This is a genomic window from Streptosporangium sp. NPDC087985, from assembly GCF_044741965.1.
In the GTDB taxonomy this organism is placed as follows: Bacteria; Actinomycetota; Actinomycetes; order Streptosporangiales; family Streptosporangiaceae; genus Streptosporangium.
On the sequence record NZ_JBIUTQ010000001.1, the window covers coordinates 894,081 to 909,530 of the forward strand.

At 70.2% G+C, this 15,450-nt stretch carries 16 protein-coding genes; 6 read left to right on the forward strand and 10 right to left on the reverse strand.

Features of this window, described 5'->3' with window-relative positions; genetic code table 11:
- Positions 1 to 63: 63 nt before the first annotated feature.
- Genes ACIN94_RS04345 through ACIN94_RS04370 form a run of 6 tightly spaced genes read right to left on the reverse strand, consistent with a single transcriptional unit; the run spans position 64 to position 5,643 of the window.
- Positions 64 to 1,002: a nucleoside hydrolase gene (locus tag ACIN94_RS04345; protein ID WP_400699474.1), complete on the reverse strand. Its 939-nt coding sequence runs from the start codon at positions 1,000 to 1,002 to the stop codon at positions 64 to 66.
- 1 nt (position 1,003) lies between these two features.
- Positions 1,004 to 1,753, reverse strand: coding sequence for a glutamine amidotransferase (locus tag ACIN94_RS04350; protein ID WP_400699477.1), 750 nt, complete (start codon positions 1,751 to 1,753; stop codon positions 1,004 to 1,006).
- 24 nt (positions 1,754 to 1,777) lie between these two features.
- A complete protein-coding gene (locus ACIN94_RS04355) occupies positions 1,778 to 2,878 on the reverse strand; it encodes a phosphotriesterase (RefSeq protein ID WP_400699479.1) in 1,101 nt (366 codons plus the stop codon).
- The gene (locus tag ACIN94_RS04360; RefSeq protein ID WP_400699482.1) at positions 2,875 to 3,876 is read right to left on the reverse strand and encodes an ABC transporter permease; all 1,002 of its coding nucleotides are present in this window, start codon (positions 3,874 to 3,876) and stop codon (positions 2,875 to 2,877) included. The genes ACIN94_RS04355 and ACIN94_RS04360 overlap by 4 nt, the downstream gene beginning before the upstream one ends.
- Positions 3,873 to 4,643 (reverse strand): ATP-binding cassette domain-containing protein, encoded by a 771-nt coding sequence (locus tag ACIN94_RS04365; protein WP_400699485.1) that lies wholly within the window; start codon positions 4,641 to 4,643, stop codon positions 3,873 to 3,875. The genes ACIN94_RS04360 and ACIN94_RS04365 overlap by 4 nt, the downstream gene beginning before the upstream one ends.
- A gap of 22 nt (positions 4,644 to 4,665) precedes the next feature.
- Positions 4,666 to 5,643: a substrate-binding domain-containing protein gene (locus tag ACIN94_RS04370; protein ID WP_400699487.1), complete on the reverse strand. Its 978-nt coding sequence runs from the start codon at positions 5,641 to 5,643 to the stop codon at positions 4,666 to 4,668.
- Positions 5,644 to 5,876: 233 nt separating this feature from the next.
- Here ACIN94_RS04370 and ACIN94_RS04375 point away from each other — a divergent pair, with 233 nt between their 5' ends.
- From ACIN94_RS04375 to ACIN94_RS04385, 3 genes are all read left to right on the forward strand, one after another.
- On the forward strand, positions 5,877 to 6,956 hold the full coding sequence (locus ACIN94_RS04375; protein ID WP_400699490.1) for a LacI family DNA-binding transcriptional regulator: 1,080 nt from the start codon (positions 5,877 to 5,879) through the stop codon (positions 6,954 to 6,956).
- On the forward strand, positions 6,953 to 8,044 hold the full coding sequence (locus ACIN94_RS04380; protein ID WP_400699493.1) for a M20 family metallopeptidase: 1,092 nt from the start codon (positions 6,953 to 6,955) through the stop codon (positions 8,042 to 8,044). Before ACIN94_RS04375 ends, ACIN94_RS04380 begins: the two co-directional genes overlap by 4 nt.
- A gap of 83 nt (positions 8,045 to 8,127) precedes the next feature.
- On the forward strand, positions 8,128 to 9,273 hold the full coding sequence (locus ACIN94_RS04385; protein WP_400699496.1) for a hypothetical protein: 1,146 nt from the start codon (positions 8,128 to 8,130) through the stop codon (positions 9,271 to 9,273).
- A 136-nt stretch (positions 9,274 to 9,409) separates the two neighbouring features.
- Here the strand turns inward: ACIN94_RS04385 and ACIN94_RS04390 are convergent, their stop codons facing one another.
- Entirely contained in the window at positions 9,410 to 9,586 is a 177-nt protein-coding gene (locus tag ACIN94_RS04390) for a hypothetical protein (protein WP_400699499.1), read from the reverse strand.
- Between the two features lie 34 nt (positions 9,587 to 9,620).
- A complete protein-coding gene (gene mca / locus ACIN94_RS04395; protein WP_400699502.1) occupies positions 9,621 to 10,505 on the reverse strand; it encodes a mycothiol conjugate amidase Mca in 885 nt (294 codons plus the stop codon).
- Between the two features lie 229 nt (positions 10,506 to 10,734).
- Here mca and ACIN94_RS04400 point away from each other — a divergent pair, with 229 nt between their 5' ends.
- The 3 genes from ACIN94_RS04400 (at position 10,735) to ACIN94_RS04410 (ending at position 13,220) form a co-directional block, all read left to right on the forward strand.
- Positions 10,735 to 11,163, forward strand: a complete 429-nt coding sequence (locus tag ACIN94_RS04400; protein WP_400699505.1) for a DUF4307 domain-containing protein — start codon at positions 10,735 to 10,737, stop codon at positions 11,161 to 11,163.
- Between the two features lie 106 nt (positions 11,164 to 11,269).
- Entirely contained in the window at positions 11,270 to 11,770 is a 501-nt protein-coding gene (greA, locus tag ACIN94_RS04405) for a transcription elongation factor GreA (RefSeq protein ID WP_400699507.1), read from the forward strand.
- A 208-nt stretch (positions 11,771 to 11,978) separates the two neighbouring features.
- Positions 11,979 to 13,220 (forward strand): C40 family peptidase, encoded by a 1,242-nt coding sequence (locus ACIN94_RS04410; protein ID WP_400699510.1) that lies wholly within the window; start codon positions 11,979 to 11,981, stop codon positions 13,218 to 13,220.
- A gap of 142 nt (positions 13,221 to 13,362) precedes the next feature.
- Here the strand turns inward: ACIN94_RS04410 and ACIN94_RS04415 are convergent, their stop codons facing one another.
- The gene (locus tag ACIN94_RS04415; RefSeq protein ID WP_400699513.1) at positions 13,363 to 13,962 is read right to left on the reverse strand and encodes a TetR family transcriptional regulator; all 600 of its coding nucleotides are present in this window, start codon (positions 13,960 to 13,962) and stop codon (positions 13,363 to 13,365) included.
- A complete protein-coding gene (locus ACIN94_RS04420) occupies positions 13,940 to 15,430 on the reverse strand; it encodes a DHA2 family efflux MFS transporter permease subunit (protein ID WP_400699516.1) in 1,491 nt (496 codons plus the stop codon). The genes ACIN94_RS04415 and ACIN94_RS04420 overlap by 23 nt, the downstream gene beginning before the upstream one ends.
- Positions 15,431 to 15,450: the final 20 nt, after the last annotated feature.

The window sequence follows — 15,450 nt, forward strand, 5'->3', positions numbered from 1 at the left end:
GCGGGGTGGACGCCGCCTGCCTGAACGCCGGGGAATCCGGCGGTCAGGCAGGCGGTCCGGGGGTCACCGGCGGCCGAGGACGTCGATGGCGCCGATCATGAGGTCCCAGAACCGGTCCTTGTCGAGGACGGTGCCCACGTCGGCGTTCGGTTCCCAGTCCATCCGGCCGTGCAGGTCGGCCACGGTGGCGCCCCGGGTGTAGGGGCCCTCCAGCTCGATCCGCAGACCCACCCGGACCCGGGTGAGGACCGCCGGGTCGATCAGGTAGGCGAGAGTGATCGGGTCGTGCAGCGGAGGCGCCTCGAACCCCCACGTCTGGTGGTAGCTGGAACCGAAGAAGGTGAGCAGCTCCACGCAGAGCCGGGCCAGCGGGGTCCCCAGCGCGGCGATGCGGTCCAGGACGTCGGTGGTGACGAGCGCCTGGTGACTGACGTTGAGCCCGACCCAGGTGGTCGGGATGCCGCTGCTGAGCACCTCGGCGGCGGCCTCGGGGTCGGTGTAGATGTTGAACTCGGCGTAGGGCGTGTGGTTGCCCCGCTCGGTGGAGCCACCCATGATCACGATCTCGCGGATCCGGTCGCGGTCACCCGGGTGCCGGCGCAGCAGCGTGGCGATGTTGGTCAGCGGCCCGATCGCCACGATGGTGACCGGCTCCTCCGACGCCGTGAGCGTGTCGTGGATCAGCTCGACGCCGTGGCGCGGGTCGAGGGGCACGTCCGGCTCGCCGAAGGCCGGGCCGTCCAGGCCGCTCTCCCCGTGCACGTAGTCGCCGATCTCCAGCGGAGCGACGAGCGGCCGGTCACAGCCCGCCGCGACCGGCACGCCGGTCACCCCGGCGACACTGAGCATCCGCCGCGCGTTCAGCGCGGTCTTCTGCACGGTCTGGTTGCCCGCCACGGTGGCGATCGCGCGCAGGTCGATCGCCGGGTTGGCCACCGCCAGCAGGATGGCGAGGGCGTCGTCGTGGCCCGGGTCGCAGTCGAGGATCACCGGGATCGGCATGTCAGATCTCCTTCGCCAGCCAGCGCACCGCGCGGGTGAAGAGCGTGCTGTAACCATCCCACTTCACGAACTCCTCGGGGCACCAGTGGGGGGCGATGTCGGAGGCCCACGCGAGGGTACGCCCGGCCGCCGCCTCGCGTACGGCGAGCAGCGGGTCACCGTTCACGGTGGCGAGCAGCGTGGCGTCCTGGGGGAGCTCGAAGCGGTTGTAGCCGAGCAGGCCGGGCCAGGCCGCGGGCAGCCCGGCGACGATGACGTGGTCCGGGTCGGTGACGGCGCCGGGCACGCCCTGGGGGGTCTCCACCCGGTCGTCGTAGGGGGACATCCGGGCGGGAAGCACCCGCTCCACGGCCGTGCCGCGGAAGGCGGCCTTGGCCTCGAACCCCTGGAAGCTCAGGTAGCCGCCCGCCATCGCCAGGCCGCCGCCCTGCTCCACCCAGTCGGCCAGCAGGTCGAGCCGGTTGACCGACGTCCTGCTGTGCAGCCACGTGTCGGGGTGGAGCAGGATGCTGTTGGCGCCGATGTCGGAGAGCACGATGACGTCGTAGGCCGACAGCTCGTCGAGCGTTCCGGGGAACAGCCCCGGCACGTCGTGCGCCGGCAGGTGGTCGACCTCCATGCCGTCGGCCACCAGAACGTCACGCAGCGGGTCGATGCCGGTGTGGTAGGTCGATGTGGTGAACGAGTCGAAACCCTTGTAGTGGGTGGACTCGCTGATCCACGACTCGCCGGCGACCAGCACGCGGGTCATAGGGGTCTCTCCTTCTCTGGGTGTTCAGCCGTTGGACGGCAGGGCGGCGGCCCGCACCTGCCGGTGCGCGGCGGTGAAGAGCTCTCGCGGGTTCGCGACGAGCATCCGGTGGGTGTCCTGCGGAGTCAGCCCATGGCGGTGCAGGCGGGGGACGAAGTGGGTGAGGATGTGCGCGTAGCCGGTTCCGCCGTACCGGACCAGCATGGTCTTGAGGAACACGTCCTGGGAGAGCAGCAGCCGGTCGCCGAATCCGGCACGGACCAGCCAGGCGATGGCCGCCGCGTTCTCCTCGTCGGACGGAGACTGGCCCTCCCCGGGGAACAGATACTCCATGCCGCACATGTCGTACTCCAGGTAGGCGCCGCGGACGGCGAGCGACACCTGGTGGTCGCGGTCGCGCAGGCTGGGGTTCATGTGCGACAGCACCGTGGCCGCGAGCAGCCCGCCTTCCTCCTCGACGATGTCGAGAACCCGGTGGCCGTGCCGGACCCAGCCGGGCAGGTGCACCGAGAGCGGCACGCCGGTGCGGGACTGCGCGCGGGCGGCGCCGCGGAGAATCTTCTCCTCGGCCGGGGTGAAGTCCGGCGAGATCCCGATCTCGCCGATCACCCCCGCGCGCACTCCGCCGACGCCGTCGACCAGGTCCCGCTCGATCTCCGCGGCGACGTCGGCGACACCCATCTCGCGCACCCGGGCCGGATGGGTGCGCTCCAGGTAGAAGCCGCAGCCCATCACGATGTTCAGGCCGGTGGCACGGGCGATCCGGACCAGCTCGCCGGGCGCGCGGCCGATGCCCTCGGGGGTCACGTCCAGCAGGGTGCGGCCACCGTGAGCGGCGAACCGGCCCGCCTCCTCGACCGCGACCTCGGTGTCGTCAAGCGAGACGTTGTCGCGGGAGAGGTAGGGATCGTGCCGTAACCGGCCGAGGAAATCCATCCGGAGCGGGGAGCCGGCGATCAGCTCCCCCTCGGTGTCGCCGGGCTGGGCCGGGTGCCAGGCGCTGGCGCCGTCGTTGCGCAGATGCTCGTGGCAGAGCGTGACGCCGAGTTCGGCGACGGGCACCGCACCGAGCACCGTCATCGCGGTCGCCGTCGCCGACTTGCCCGCTCCGGCCCGGGCGGTCATTTCCGCACCGCGCCGAACTTGGCCCAGACCTTGCTGTTGGCGAAGACGGCCAGGAGCAGGATGCTGCCCTGGACGATCTGGATGTAGAACGGCGAGACGTGCAGCAGTACCAGGCCGTTGGCGATGACACCGAGGACGAGGGCGCCCAGGATGGTGCCGAGCATGCTGCCCCGGCCGCCGAACAGGCTGGTGCCGCCGAGGACGACGGCCGTGATGACCTCGAGCTCGAAGCCGGTGCCCGCGTTGGAGGACCCCGAGCTGAGCCGGGTCGCGATCAGCACACCGGCGAGCGCGGCGGCCAGGCCGGTGAGGACGTAGACGGTGAGACCGACCCTGCGGGTGTTCACGCCGGTGCGGCGGAGCGACTCCCCGTTGGAGCCGAGGCCGATCACGTAGCGGCCGAACGGGGTGCGGGTCAGGGTCAGCCAGGCGATCAGCGCGATGACCACGGCGAGGATCGCCGGCACCGGAATCCCGGCGATACGGCCCTGGCCGAGCTGGACGATCCACAGCCCACCGTCGATCGGGGTGGAGTAGCCCTCGGTGGCCCGCAGTGCCGTGCCACGCAGGATCGAGAGCATGGCGAGTGTGACGATGAATGGTGGAATGCCCTGGTAGGAGGAGAACCACCCGTTGATGAACCCGATCGCGGCGCCGAGCGCGAGGATCGCGATGAGGGTGAGGGTCGGATCCCAGCCGTGCTGGAGCATGATCGCCAGTAGCGACCCCGACAGCGCCACGGTCGAGCCGACCGACAGGTCGATGCCGGAGGTGCTGATCACGAATGTCATCGCGGTCGCGACGATCAGCACCGGGGCGATCTGCCGGATCAGGTTGAGCATGTTGCCGGTGGTGGCGAAACGGTCGGCGGAGAAGGCGAAGAAGATCAGTAGTGCGACCAGCACGACCCCGATCGCGATGGTCTGGGCGTGCGTGCCGATATGCGCGCTGGCGCGGGCCGACCGGGTGGTCACCACCCGCTCGCTGGTGACGGTCATCGTGCCCCCTCGGGCAGTTCGTGGGCGACGATCTCCGAGACGAGCTGCTCCAGGCTGGTCTCGCGGGCGTCGAGGTCGGCGCGGAGCGTCCCCTCGTACATCACGCTGAGCCGGTCGCACACGCGGAAGAGGTCCTGAAGGCGGTGGGTGATGAGGATGACGGAGACCCCCTGAGCGGAGATCGTCTTGATGAGTTCGAGAACCGTCTCGACCTCGGTAACCGCGAGGGCCGCCGTGGGCTCGTCAAGGATGAGGAGCTTGGGCGCGAAGGTGACCGCGCGGGCGATGGCCACGGCCTGACGCTGGCCGCCGGAGAGCCCGCCCACCGGGATGTCGGTGAGCGGGATCCGGATGTTGAGCGCGTCGAGGTGCTGCCGGGCCTCCCTGTGCATCTTCGCTACGTCGAGCAGCAGGCCGCCGGCCCGGCGCGGCTCACGGCCGAGGAACAGGTTGCCCGCCACGTCGATGTCGTCGCAGAGCGCGAGGTCCTGATACACCATCTCGATGCCCAGTTCGCGGGCGTCGCGGGGACTGGCGAAGGACACCGGGCGGCCGTCGAAGACGATCTCCCCGGAGTCCGGTACGACCGCGCCGGCCAGTACCTTCATCATGGTGGACTTGCCGGCGGCGTTGTCACCGACCAGCCCCACGACCTCGCCGACGCCGACCCGGAGGGTTGCGCCGCGCAGGGCGTCGACCATTCCGTACCGTTTGCGGATGTCGCGCATGACCACCCGGTCCGCGACCTCCGCCTGCTGCTTGCTCATCTGTGTTGGGTCTCCCGCCGGCCTACTTGAAAGTGGTGCGGTACTTGTCGACGTTGTCCTTGGTCACGATCGTGATGGGCACGTCGATGCTCTTCTTGGCCTGCCCGCCGTCGGCCAGGGCCTTGGCCTCCTTGACCGCCTCGTAGCCCTCGGTCCGGGGGTCCTGCTGGACGACTCCGGCGACGAAGCCGGCGTCGATGCCGCTGATCGCCTCCTTGGTGAGGTCCCAGCCGAAGACCTTGACCCGGTCCGCGGCGTTCTGCGACTTCACCGCCGCCACGGTGCCGAGCAGCGCGGGCTCGCCGGTGGCGTAGATGGCGTCCATGTCCGAGCGGGAGGTGAGCAGGTTCTCGGCGGCCGTCATGGCGGCCTCCTGCTTGTTCTGCCCGTCCACCGTCTGCACGATCTCGGCGCCGTTCGCCTGCACCGTGGCGTTGAAGTCGTCCTTGCGGATGTTCTGGATGAAGGAGTTGAGCGCGCCCACCACGCCGATCTTCGGTGTGGCCAGGTTCTGCTGCTTGGCCCAGTCGTTCACGAACGCGCCGGCCTCCTTGGCGGCGGCGGCGTTGTCCACACCCACCTGGGTGTCGACCGCGGGGGAGTCCACGATCGCGTCGACTGCCACGACCTTCAGCCCGGCGTCCTTGGCGATCTTGACGGCGGGCTTGATGCCCTCCACGTCGATGGCCACCACGATGACGGCGTCGAACTGCTGCTGGACGAAGTTGTCGACGGCCTCGTTCTGCTTGGCCGCGTCGTCGTTGGCGTTGAAGATCGTGAGATCGACGCCCGCCTCCTGGGCCGCCTGCTGGGCGCCGGCGTTCATTTCGTTGAAAAAGACCGCCTGCTGGTTGATCTGTACGAGGCCGACGCGGAGCTTGCCGCCCCCGGAGCCGTCCGAGGCGGCGCCGTCGGTGCCGCCACAGGCCGCGGCCAGCAGGCCGGTGGCCAGCAGCGCGGAGGTGACTGTCAGCCGGGTGAGTCGATTGGATCGTGCCATCGGATCAGCCTTTCGGGGGACTGCTTTGGGGGGGCAGCTTTGGTAATCGATTACCAGTAGGCGCGATGCTAACTACGGCGACAATCTGACGTCAAGGTTACGTATGTCCAAAAAGTCGGTTTTTACTTAACCTCTCCCCTGGCAGGGATGTTCCGCGATAAGCTGCCGACTGCCCCGGTGGTCCACGGTGGGCCGCCCCGAGCGTGATCCAACGAGGGAAATCGATTTCAGCGATGGGTGTGACGATCCACGATGTGGCCAGGGCCGCGGGCGTCTCCGTGGCCTCCGCCTCGCGCGCCCTTTCCGGACGGCGCAAGGTCGGGGCCGACGTGGCCCAGCGGGTGGCGCAGGCCGCCGCCGAGCTCGGCTACCGGCCGAATGCCGTCGCCAAGGCGCTACGGGACCAGACCACCGAGACGATCGGCATGGTCGTTCCCGGCATCGGCAACCCGTTCTTCACCATGATCGTTGAGGCGGTGGAGCAGCAGCTCCAGCAGACCGGCGTGGACCTCCTGCTCTGCTCCTCGCAGTACACCCCGGAGATCGAGGCCAGGCGGCTGGACACGCTCATGGCACGTCGGGTGGACGGCCTGATCATCAGCCCGTGTGACATGGAGGCCAGCGTGCCGGCCGTGCTGAACGCCGCCGGACAGGTCCCCCTGGTGCAGGTCGACCGGTACATCGAGGGTGGCGGGGCGGACTGGGTGGGCGTGGACGACGCGCAGGCTCTGACCCTGGCGGTGGATCACGTGGTCGCGGGTGGCGCCCGTTCCGTCGCCTTCGTGGGCAGCCGGCTGGTGACCTCCTCCGCCCGCGTGCGGCTGGACGGCTTCCAGCGCGCCGCCGCGCGTGCGGGGGGGGAGGCCCGTTCCCCGCTGCTGGGCGACTTCACCCTTGGCTGGGGTGTCGAGGCGGGGCGGTCGCTCCTCGCGGAGGGGCCGCTGCCCGACGCGGTGATCTGCGGAAACGACGAAATCGCGATCGGTCTGCTGCGGGCGCTGAGGCTCGGCGGGGTACGGGTCCCCGAGGAGGTGTCGGTGGTCGGGTTCGACGACGTCGGCTACGCCGCGATGTGCGACCCGCCGCTCACCACCGTGCGCCAGCCGGTCGAGGCGATCGCGGCCGAGGCGCTGCGGCTGCTGGGCCAGGTGCGGATGGATGACCCGCGTCCCGCGCAGCGCATCGCCATCGCCCCGCAGCTCGTCGTCCGCGAGACCAGCAGGCCCGTCCCTGGGACGGGCAGGTCCGTCCGCGAGACCAGCGGGCCCGTCGGCGGGGCACCCACCGTGACCGGAGAGGAAACACCCACATGAGCGACGCACTGGCGCTGACCCGTGAGCTGATCAGAATCGACACGGTCGGCGGCGGCGAGGCCGCGGTCGCCGAGCCCCTTGCCCGCCGTCTCGAGGCCGCCGGATTCGAGGTCCGGGCGCACGACTACGCCGCCGGCCGTACCGGACTGGTCGCCCGGTGGGGATCGGGCCTGCCGGTCACCCTCACCGGCCATCTCGACACGGTCCCGCTGGGAGGCCAGGACTGGACGCACGGGCCGCACGAGGCCGAGGTGGACGGCGACCGGCTCTACGGGCGCGGGTCCAGTGACATGAAGGCCGGGGTGGCCGCGATGGTGGTCGCCGCCGAGCGGCACGCGGGCGGCCACGGCCCTCGGGTGGCGTTGGAGCTCGTTCTCACCGTGGGTGAGGAGACCGGTTGCGAGGGTGCGGTCGACATGATCGCCCGCAACCTGGTCGGGCGATCCCGGGCGCTGCTGGTGGCCGAGCCGACCGCCAACCGGGTGCTGCTCGGGCACAAGGGCGCCCTGTGGCTGAAGATGATCGCCCACGGCCGTACCGCGCACGGCTCGATGCCCCACCTCGGCGACAACGCGATCTACAAGCTGGCCCGTGCGATCGGCAGGGTCGAGGACTTCGATCTCGGTGTTCCCGCACACGCCATGCTCGGTGCCTCCACCGTGAACGTGGGTACGGCGCACGGCGGGATCAACGTCAACTCCGTCCCCGACCTGGCCGAGGCGACCGTCGACCTGCGCACGATCACCGGGCAGGACCACGCGCGGCTCCGCGAGCGGCTCCGGGCCGAACTGGGCGGGGAGACGTCGCTGGAGGTGCTGGTCGACCTGCCCGCGGTGTGGACCGACCCGGAGGATCCCTTCGTGAGCGTGCTGCTCGCCGCAGGGGCCCGTCCGCCGGGTGACCGTCCGGCCGCCAGCTACTTCACCGACGCCTCTGTGCTGGGCCCGGCCTGCGGTGGCGTTCCCACCGTGATCTGCGGCCCCGGCGAGCCCGAACAGGCGCATGTCACCGACGAGTTCTGCGAGATCTCGAAGATCGACGGAGCGGTCGAGATCTACACCGCGGCCCTCGCCCGGATCACCCCCTGACGGGTCCGGCCGGGACGGGGTGGCGGACGTGTCCCCGGGGCGAGAGGTGTGTTCACGCGTCTTCGGGCGTAGGCTCACTGGGCGTGGATCTCGACTTCGTCTGTGTGCATGCCGGGCGGCCGGCCGCCGAGCTGACCCGCCGTGATGTGGCCCGTGCTCTGCTCGCGGTGCCGTCGGGGATGGCGCTGGTCGCCCTCCCCGACCTGCGCCGGGCGCTGACGGCGACGGGAAACCCGCTGTCCTCGCCTTTCTGGGAGTCCGCCAAGACGACGCTGCGGGCGATCGAGTCCGGCGGCGCGACCGTGGGGGACGTGCAGCGGTGGCTGGAGTCCACCGGCACCGAGCCGCTCCTGCTCACCCGGAGCTTCTTCGTCTGGCCCGAGGAGGACGAGCGGGGGCCGATCGCCGAGGAGATGTTCCGCGGGCTGGTCGCCTACCTGGAGGAGCGGGTCGCCGCCGGGGAGATCGATCCGGACGCGCTCGCGCTGGGGGACGAGCAGGCCCGGGAGGTCTACGAGGAACTGCAGGAACGCTGGCTCGACAGCCCGATGCCCGACGGCCGGGTGCCCGGGATGGCGGTCAGCGACGAGCAGGACGAGGAACTGTTCGCTGCCTGGGACGAGGAGGAGGCGTTCGCCCTCAGCGAGCTGCGGCGCATCCTGGCCGATCTGCCCGACCCCGAGCGGCCCGCTGGAGATCTGCGGGCGGCGTGTGTACGGCTACGCGAGGTGCTGTCCGGCCCCGGCTACCCCGGGAACGTGCTGCGGGCCTGCGCCGGGTATGGCGGGGCGCCACTGCCCGCCGACGACGAGGAGCTCTGGCTCACCGTCACGGCAGGCATCGCGGGGCCCATTTCCGACCTGCCCGAGGACGACGACACGCCGGAGAGGTTCTCCGATCTGGAGGGCGAGCTCAGCCACGAGGACACCGTGCTGGCCGCGCTGTGCGCGATCCACCACGCGGACTGGCTGGCGGTGGTGGCAGCCCTGGCCAGGCGCGGTCCAGGGGTGCTGGCCTCGCCCGAGCGGATCGCCCGGTTCATCGCCGAGTCCGAGGACATCGACGTCCAGATGGACGAGCCGGACGACCTGGAGGCGGCGGAGACACTCTTCAGTTCCGTAACGCCGCTCTGGGCGTGCCTGGGGATCGTGGACAAGACCGAGGTACTCACCCCGCTGGGCCGCTGGGGCCTGCCCAAGGCGCTGGAGCGGGCCTGGTCGGCGGACTGAGGGTGCCGGCCGGGCCGGCGGCCGGCGGCCGCCGAGCGGAGGCGGACCTTCCGGAACGGAGGGCCCACCTCTGGACGGCGCCCGCGGCCGGATGGCCCGGCGGAGGAGCGGTCCCCGTCATCATGCCCGGAGCGGGCTAGGCGGTGGGGTCGTGCTTCTTCAGGTCGGCCTCGGACGGGACCTCGATCCTGGAGATCTGCCTTCTCATCGACTTCACGAGCAGGAACAGCGCCAACCCCAGAGCGGCGACGACGAGAAACCCCAGAAGACCCGGGCCGAAGTCACCCTTGGCGATGGTGTCAAGTGCAATCACCCCTCAAGTCTGCCACCGCCCCCCCTCGGTCGCGTCAGTGGCAGGCGGGCGACACCTCTTCGGCGTGGATGCCGGTGAACAGGTCGTCCTCGGGAAGCCCGGTGTCCACGAGGGATCGGGCCAGGTGGTAGTCCTCCGTCGGCCAGACCTCACGCTGCAGCTCGCGCGGGCAGACGAACCAGAAGCCGTCGGGGTCGACCTGGGTGGCGTGGGCGAGCAGCGCCTCGTCACGGATCTCGAAGTAGTCGCCGCAGGGGATGCGGGTGGTCACCGGCCATTTCTGCGGGCGGTCCTCCCAGCGCGCGATCCAGTCGGCGTAGGGGGAGCCCATGCCGCGGGAGTCCATCGCCTCGTGCAGCGCCTCGAACCGGTCCTTGGTGAAGCCCATGTGGTAGTAGAGCTTGAGCGGCTGCCAGGGTTCCCCGGCCTCGGGATAGCGGTCGGGGTCGCCCGCGGCCTCGAAGGCCTCCACCGACACCCGGTTGGTCATGATGTGGTCCGGGTGCGGGTAGCCGCCGTCGTCGTCGTAGGTGAGGATGACGTGCGGCCTGAACTCGCGCACGGCGGCGACCAGCGGCGCCGAGGCGATCTCGATCGGCTGGACGGCGAAGCAGTCTTCGGGCAGCGGCTCGTTCTCGTCCTCCGGCAGCCCCGAGTCGACGAACCCCATGAAACGCTGCTGCACGCCGAGGATCTCCCGGGCGCGCTCCATCTCCAGTCGCCGGACCTCACCGATGTTCTCCAGGATCTCGGGGCGGTCCATCTTGGGGTTCAAGATTGAGCCACGTTCTCCTCCGGTGAGGGTACAGACGAGCACCTCCACGCCTTCGGCGACATAGCGCGCCATGGTGGCGGCGCCCTTGCTCGACTCGTCGTCAGGGTGCGCGTGAACGGCCATCAGCCGCAGCGGTGCACTCACGGGCTCGATGTCTCCTCTGTATAGGTCGCGCTCAGATCCTCGCTCGCCCCGTGGGCGACCGGCTCCGCCGTACGGTCCACTGTGCTCGCTCCGATGCCGCGCCGCTCCCCGGGTTGGCCTGAGTCACTCCAGGGAGAGGTTAGTTTCTCTTATGGCGGTCGCGAGGGCGAGGCCCCCGCGAGGGACAATTGTCTCGGATAACGCCGAGGTAGTGCAGGGAGATTCCGTCATGGCCACCAGCGAGGCCGAAAAGGACCGGCAGGACGGTCCGATTCTCGGCACCCCGGACGACTTCCCCGACCGTCCGGAGCGCAGGGGACGCTTCGTCGTGCACGTCGTGATCGCGATCCTGTGCGCGGTGTGCGCCGGTGGCTGGGGTTACGTGATGTGGGCGGCCAAGGGGGACACCGAAGTGATCAACCGGGTCATCGCTTTTGATCCCGGCCGCGGCGATTCTATTCAGATCACCTTTGAGGTGGTCAAGCCGTCCGACCGCGCGGCCCTCTGCCGGTTGCGGGCCATGGATGTCTCGCATGTGGAAGTCGGGAGCCGGGAGGTCGCTATTCCGGCTGGTGAGGGATATGTCCGGCTTACTGAGCGGCTAGAGACCAGTGCCCTGGCCACTTCGGGCGACGTCCACCACTGCTATCTCGTATAGTGAGACATTTGGGGAAGCGTTCGAGCCGTTAACTTGTTAGCCTTTCGAAAATTCGAACGTCAGCTACCCACGTACGAAGCCCCCATAGAGGAAGCAAGGAGAACCCGTGGCCGACTCCCACAACGAGAGCGTCACCTGGCTCACTCAGGAGGCGTACGACCGCCTGAAGGCGGAGTTCGAACACCTCTCGGGGCCTGGGCGCGTCGACATCGCCAAGAAGATCGAGGCCGCCCGCGAAGAGGGTGACCTGAAGGAGAACGGCGGCTACCACGCCGCCAAGGACGAGCAGGGCAAGATGGAGGCCCGCATCTTCCACCTCCACCAGATCATCGAAAACGCCAAGGTGGGCGAGGCGCCCCGCACCGAAGGTGTGGTCGGCCCCGGCATGACCGTCACCGTGCGATTCGAGGGCGATGACGAGGAGGTCGCCTTCCTGCTGGCTTCCCGAGAGGAGAGCGGCGCCCCGATCGACGTCTACTCGCCCCGGTCGCCGCTCGGCTCGGCGATCAACGGCAAGAAGATCGGTGAGAAGGCCACCTACACCATGCCCAACGGCCGTTCCAACACGGTCGAGATTCTTGAGGCCGTGCCGTACATCGGCAACTGACCTCCCCCCGAACCAGTCGATCCGCCGGATCCCTTTCCGGCGGATCGCCGTGTTCATGAGCCTGTTGGCTAAGGCGTGCTTTTAAAGCGTGTCGTCCAGCTTGTGACTGTGTTGCGGTTAACAGAGTGTTTTGGCGGGATCGCGTGCATCGTGGCGCGGCGTACGGCACTCTCTTAGGGCTGGAGCCGAACGGGTGGAAGGGGGTCTCGTGCCGGATCGGCGGACACGCGTCTCCGGCCTGATCCACGAGGCCCGGCAGGACCTCGCCTACCGCCCGCGCCTCCGCTACGGCCGGCGCCTGCCCCGGCAGGTGTTCCCCGCCGTCGTGCTTCTCCTCGTCGCCGTGCTGGCCACGGGCGTGGTGGTCGTCACCCAGCTGCCGGGGCAGGTCCCCGAGGCGGTCGCCCTGCGCAGGCCCGTCGCCAGGCAGACCATCCAGGGCGACGTGACCGCGGCCGGGCCCACACCGGCCCCGCCGCCTCCGGTTGCCCCGCTGACCTCGATCCACCGGCCGCACCTCTTCGTCGTCGCCACCAGACCACTGTCCTCGGCCGTGGTCGCGAAGATCGCGCAGGTCACCGGGGTGCGGGCGGTGGAACGCGCCGACGCGGCGGAGGTGGGCATGGACGGCAAGCGGGTGCAGACCCTGGGGGTGAACCCCTCGACGTTCCGCGCCTACACTCCCAAGCCGACAGCGCGCTCCGACAGGCTCTGGCGTAACATCTCCGCCGGTGAGATCGCCGTCTCCTTCGTCCTCGGCAACGACGGCGGTATGCCGCTGGGCAAGTCCGTCACCACGGCCCGGCAGACCCTGCGCGTGGGCGCCTACGCGACGATGGGCATGGGCGCCATCGACGCCGTGGTCTCCCGGCAGACCGCCCGCGCGCTGGGCATCCCCGAGAACAACGCGCTGGTGGTGAGCGCTCCGAAGGTCGATTCGGCCAAGCTGCGCCGCACTCTGCTGCGGATCCTGCCCCGGGGCAGTCAGATCGCCACGATCAATCCGGTGTTGCCGGTCCCCCTGCGCACGACCTGGTCGGCAAGCGCCTTCATGACCGCTCCCCAGCTCAGGACCGCCCTCACCGCGGCGATCAGCAAGCTCGGACGTCCGTATGTGTGGGGTGCGGAGGGGCCGGACACCTTCGACTGCTCGGGCCTGGTCCAGTGGGCCTACGCCCAGGCGGGCGTCAAGGTGCCCCGGGTGACACACCAGCAGTTCGTCTCGGGCCCGCAGATTCCGCTCTCCCAGGCCCAGCCCGGGGACCTGCTGTTCTGGCGGCACGACCCGACCAACCCCACCTACGTCTCCCACGTGGCGATCTACTGGGGTAACGGCAAGATGCTGCACGCCCCCAGGACCGGTGACGTGGTCAAGCTCGTCCCCGTCAGCACCCGCAACTTCGCCGGTGCCGTGCGGATCAGCCCGGACATCGCGGCCCGGGTCCGCTGACGCACCGGGATCGGGGGAGGGCAGCGCCCCGAACGCCCAGGCCCTCTCGGAGGAGGCGCGAGGCGCTCAGGGGTGCGGGTCCGCCTCCAGGAGGCGCGGGGCGCTCAGGGGTGCGGGTCCGCCTCCAGGAGGCGCGGGGCGCTCAGGGGTGCAGGCCCGCCTCCAGGAGGCCGAGGGCCTCGTCGACGGCGTCGGCCAGGCGTCTGGTGCCGTTGGCCTCGGCCCAGGCGAACAGGGCGGCGATCATCGCGCCGACCACGGCTCCGGCGGCCGTGCGGCTCAGCGGGTCGGTGGCCTCGCGCCCCAGGCGCCGGGCGACGCCCTCGGCGAGCATGTCGATCGTGGTCATCATGTTGTCCACCGCCCTGGCGCGCAGCGCGGTATGGCTGAGCTGCAGTCTGGTGCGGGCCAGGATCTGCAGCTCCTCCTCCTGGGGGATCTGCTCGAACGCCCCGCGCAGGGTGGCGCGGAGAGCGGGAACCGGCGCCAGGTCCGCCGGCTGCGCGGCCAGCATATACATCAGGAGGGGGTCGTAGTCGTCCTGGACGACGACGTCCTCCTTGGTGGGGAAGTAGCGGAAGAAGGTGCTGGGGGAGATCTCCGCGGCCTCGGCGATCTGCTCGACCGTCGTGGCCTCGTACCCCTGCTCGGCGAACAGTCGCAGGGCGTGGTCCTGGATCATCCGCCGGGTTTTGGCCTTCTTCCGTTCACGCAGGCCCTCAGGGCGTGGAGGTGAGCTCATGTGCCGATTCTCGCGGCTCGGCGGCGCGCATGAACACCGACACGAGCCCCGCGCTCACCAGCACGAGCACCGCACAGACCCCGAGCACCGTGTCCATCGCCAGCGTGTACGCCTGCCTGGCCGCCGCGGTGAGCGCCGCGTCGCCGAGCCGTACGGCCGCCGTCACCGAGTCCCTGGCGACCTCCGGCACCCCGGCCGGCAGCCCGTTGACGTAGACGGCCGACAGCAGGCTGCCCAGCCCGGCCACGCCGAGCGCTCCGCCCGTCTGCCGGAGCGTCTGCAGGACGCCGGACCCGGCACCCACCCTGTCCTCCGGCAGTACGGCGAGGACCCCGTCCATGGCCGGGACCATCGCCAGGCCCACACCCGCGCCCGCGATCGACAGCCACACGGCCATGGGACCGTACCCGGCTGAGACGTCGGTGAGGGCGCCGAGAGCCAGCCCGGCGGCGAGCACCAGCAGGCCGATCGGCATGATCACACGGAGTCCGGCCACCTTGAGGAGCCGTTCGCCGGCCAGGCCCCCGGCCATGAGGCCCAGCACCATGGGGACCACCCGGATACCGGTGCCGAACGCGTCGTGGTCGAGCACGGCCTGCAGGTGCAGCGGGACCACGAACAGCACGCCCATCATCCCCAGCGAGACGAGGGTCGCCCCCAGCGCACCCGGCAGGAACACCCGGTCGCGGAAGAGCCGGAGGTCCATCATCGGCGCCTTCGACCGGGCCTCCACCACCACGAACACCGCGATCAGCGCGATTCCGGAGAGGACGGCGGCGAGTACGCCGAGGTCGGTCCATCCGCGCGCGGGGGCCTCGATCACTCCGTAGACCAGGGCGGCGAGCCCGGTGACCGACAGCAGCGTGCCGGGCACGTCGATGGCGGGACGGGCCGGATCCCTGGACTCCGGCAGGAGCATGGCCGACGCGACCAGGGTGACCACGACCACCGGAATGTTGATCAGGAAGATCGAGCCCCACCAGAAGTGGTCGAGCAGGTAGCCGCCGATGATCGGGCCGAGGGGCAGGCCCAGGCCCATGCCCGCGGACCAGACGGCGATGGCCCTGGAGCGCTCGTGCGGGGGGAAGACGCTGGGCAGGATCGACGTCGACAGCACCATGATCAGGGCCGCGCCGGCGCCGAGGAGCGCGCGGGCCGCGATCAGTGTCGCCGACCCGGTCGCCAGGGCCGCGGCCACCGACGCCGTGCCGAAGAGGGCCAGCCCGGCCAGCAGCAGGCGCTTGCGGCCGAACCTGTCGCCGAACGCCCCCACGGGAAGCATGAGGGCGGCGAACGGGATCAGGTAGGCGTCCACGATCCACTGCAGGTCGCTGGTGGTGGCGCCGAGTCCCACGACCAGCGTGGGCAGCGCGACGTTGAGGACCGTGGCGTCCAGCCCGATGAGCAGGACGCTGAGGACCAGTGCGGCCAGGGCCCACCAGCGCCTCGAAGAAGTGAAAGTATCCATAATTTGAAAGTAACTCTCAA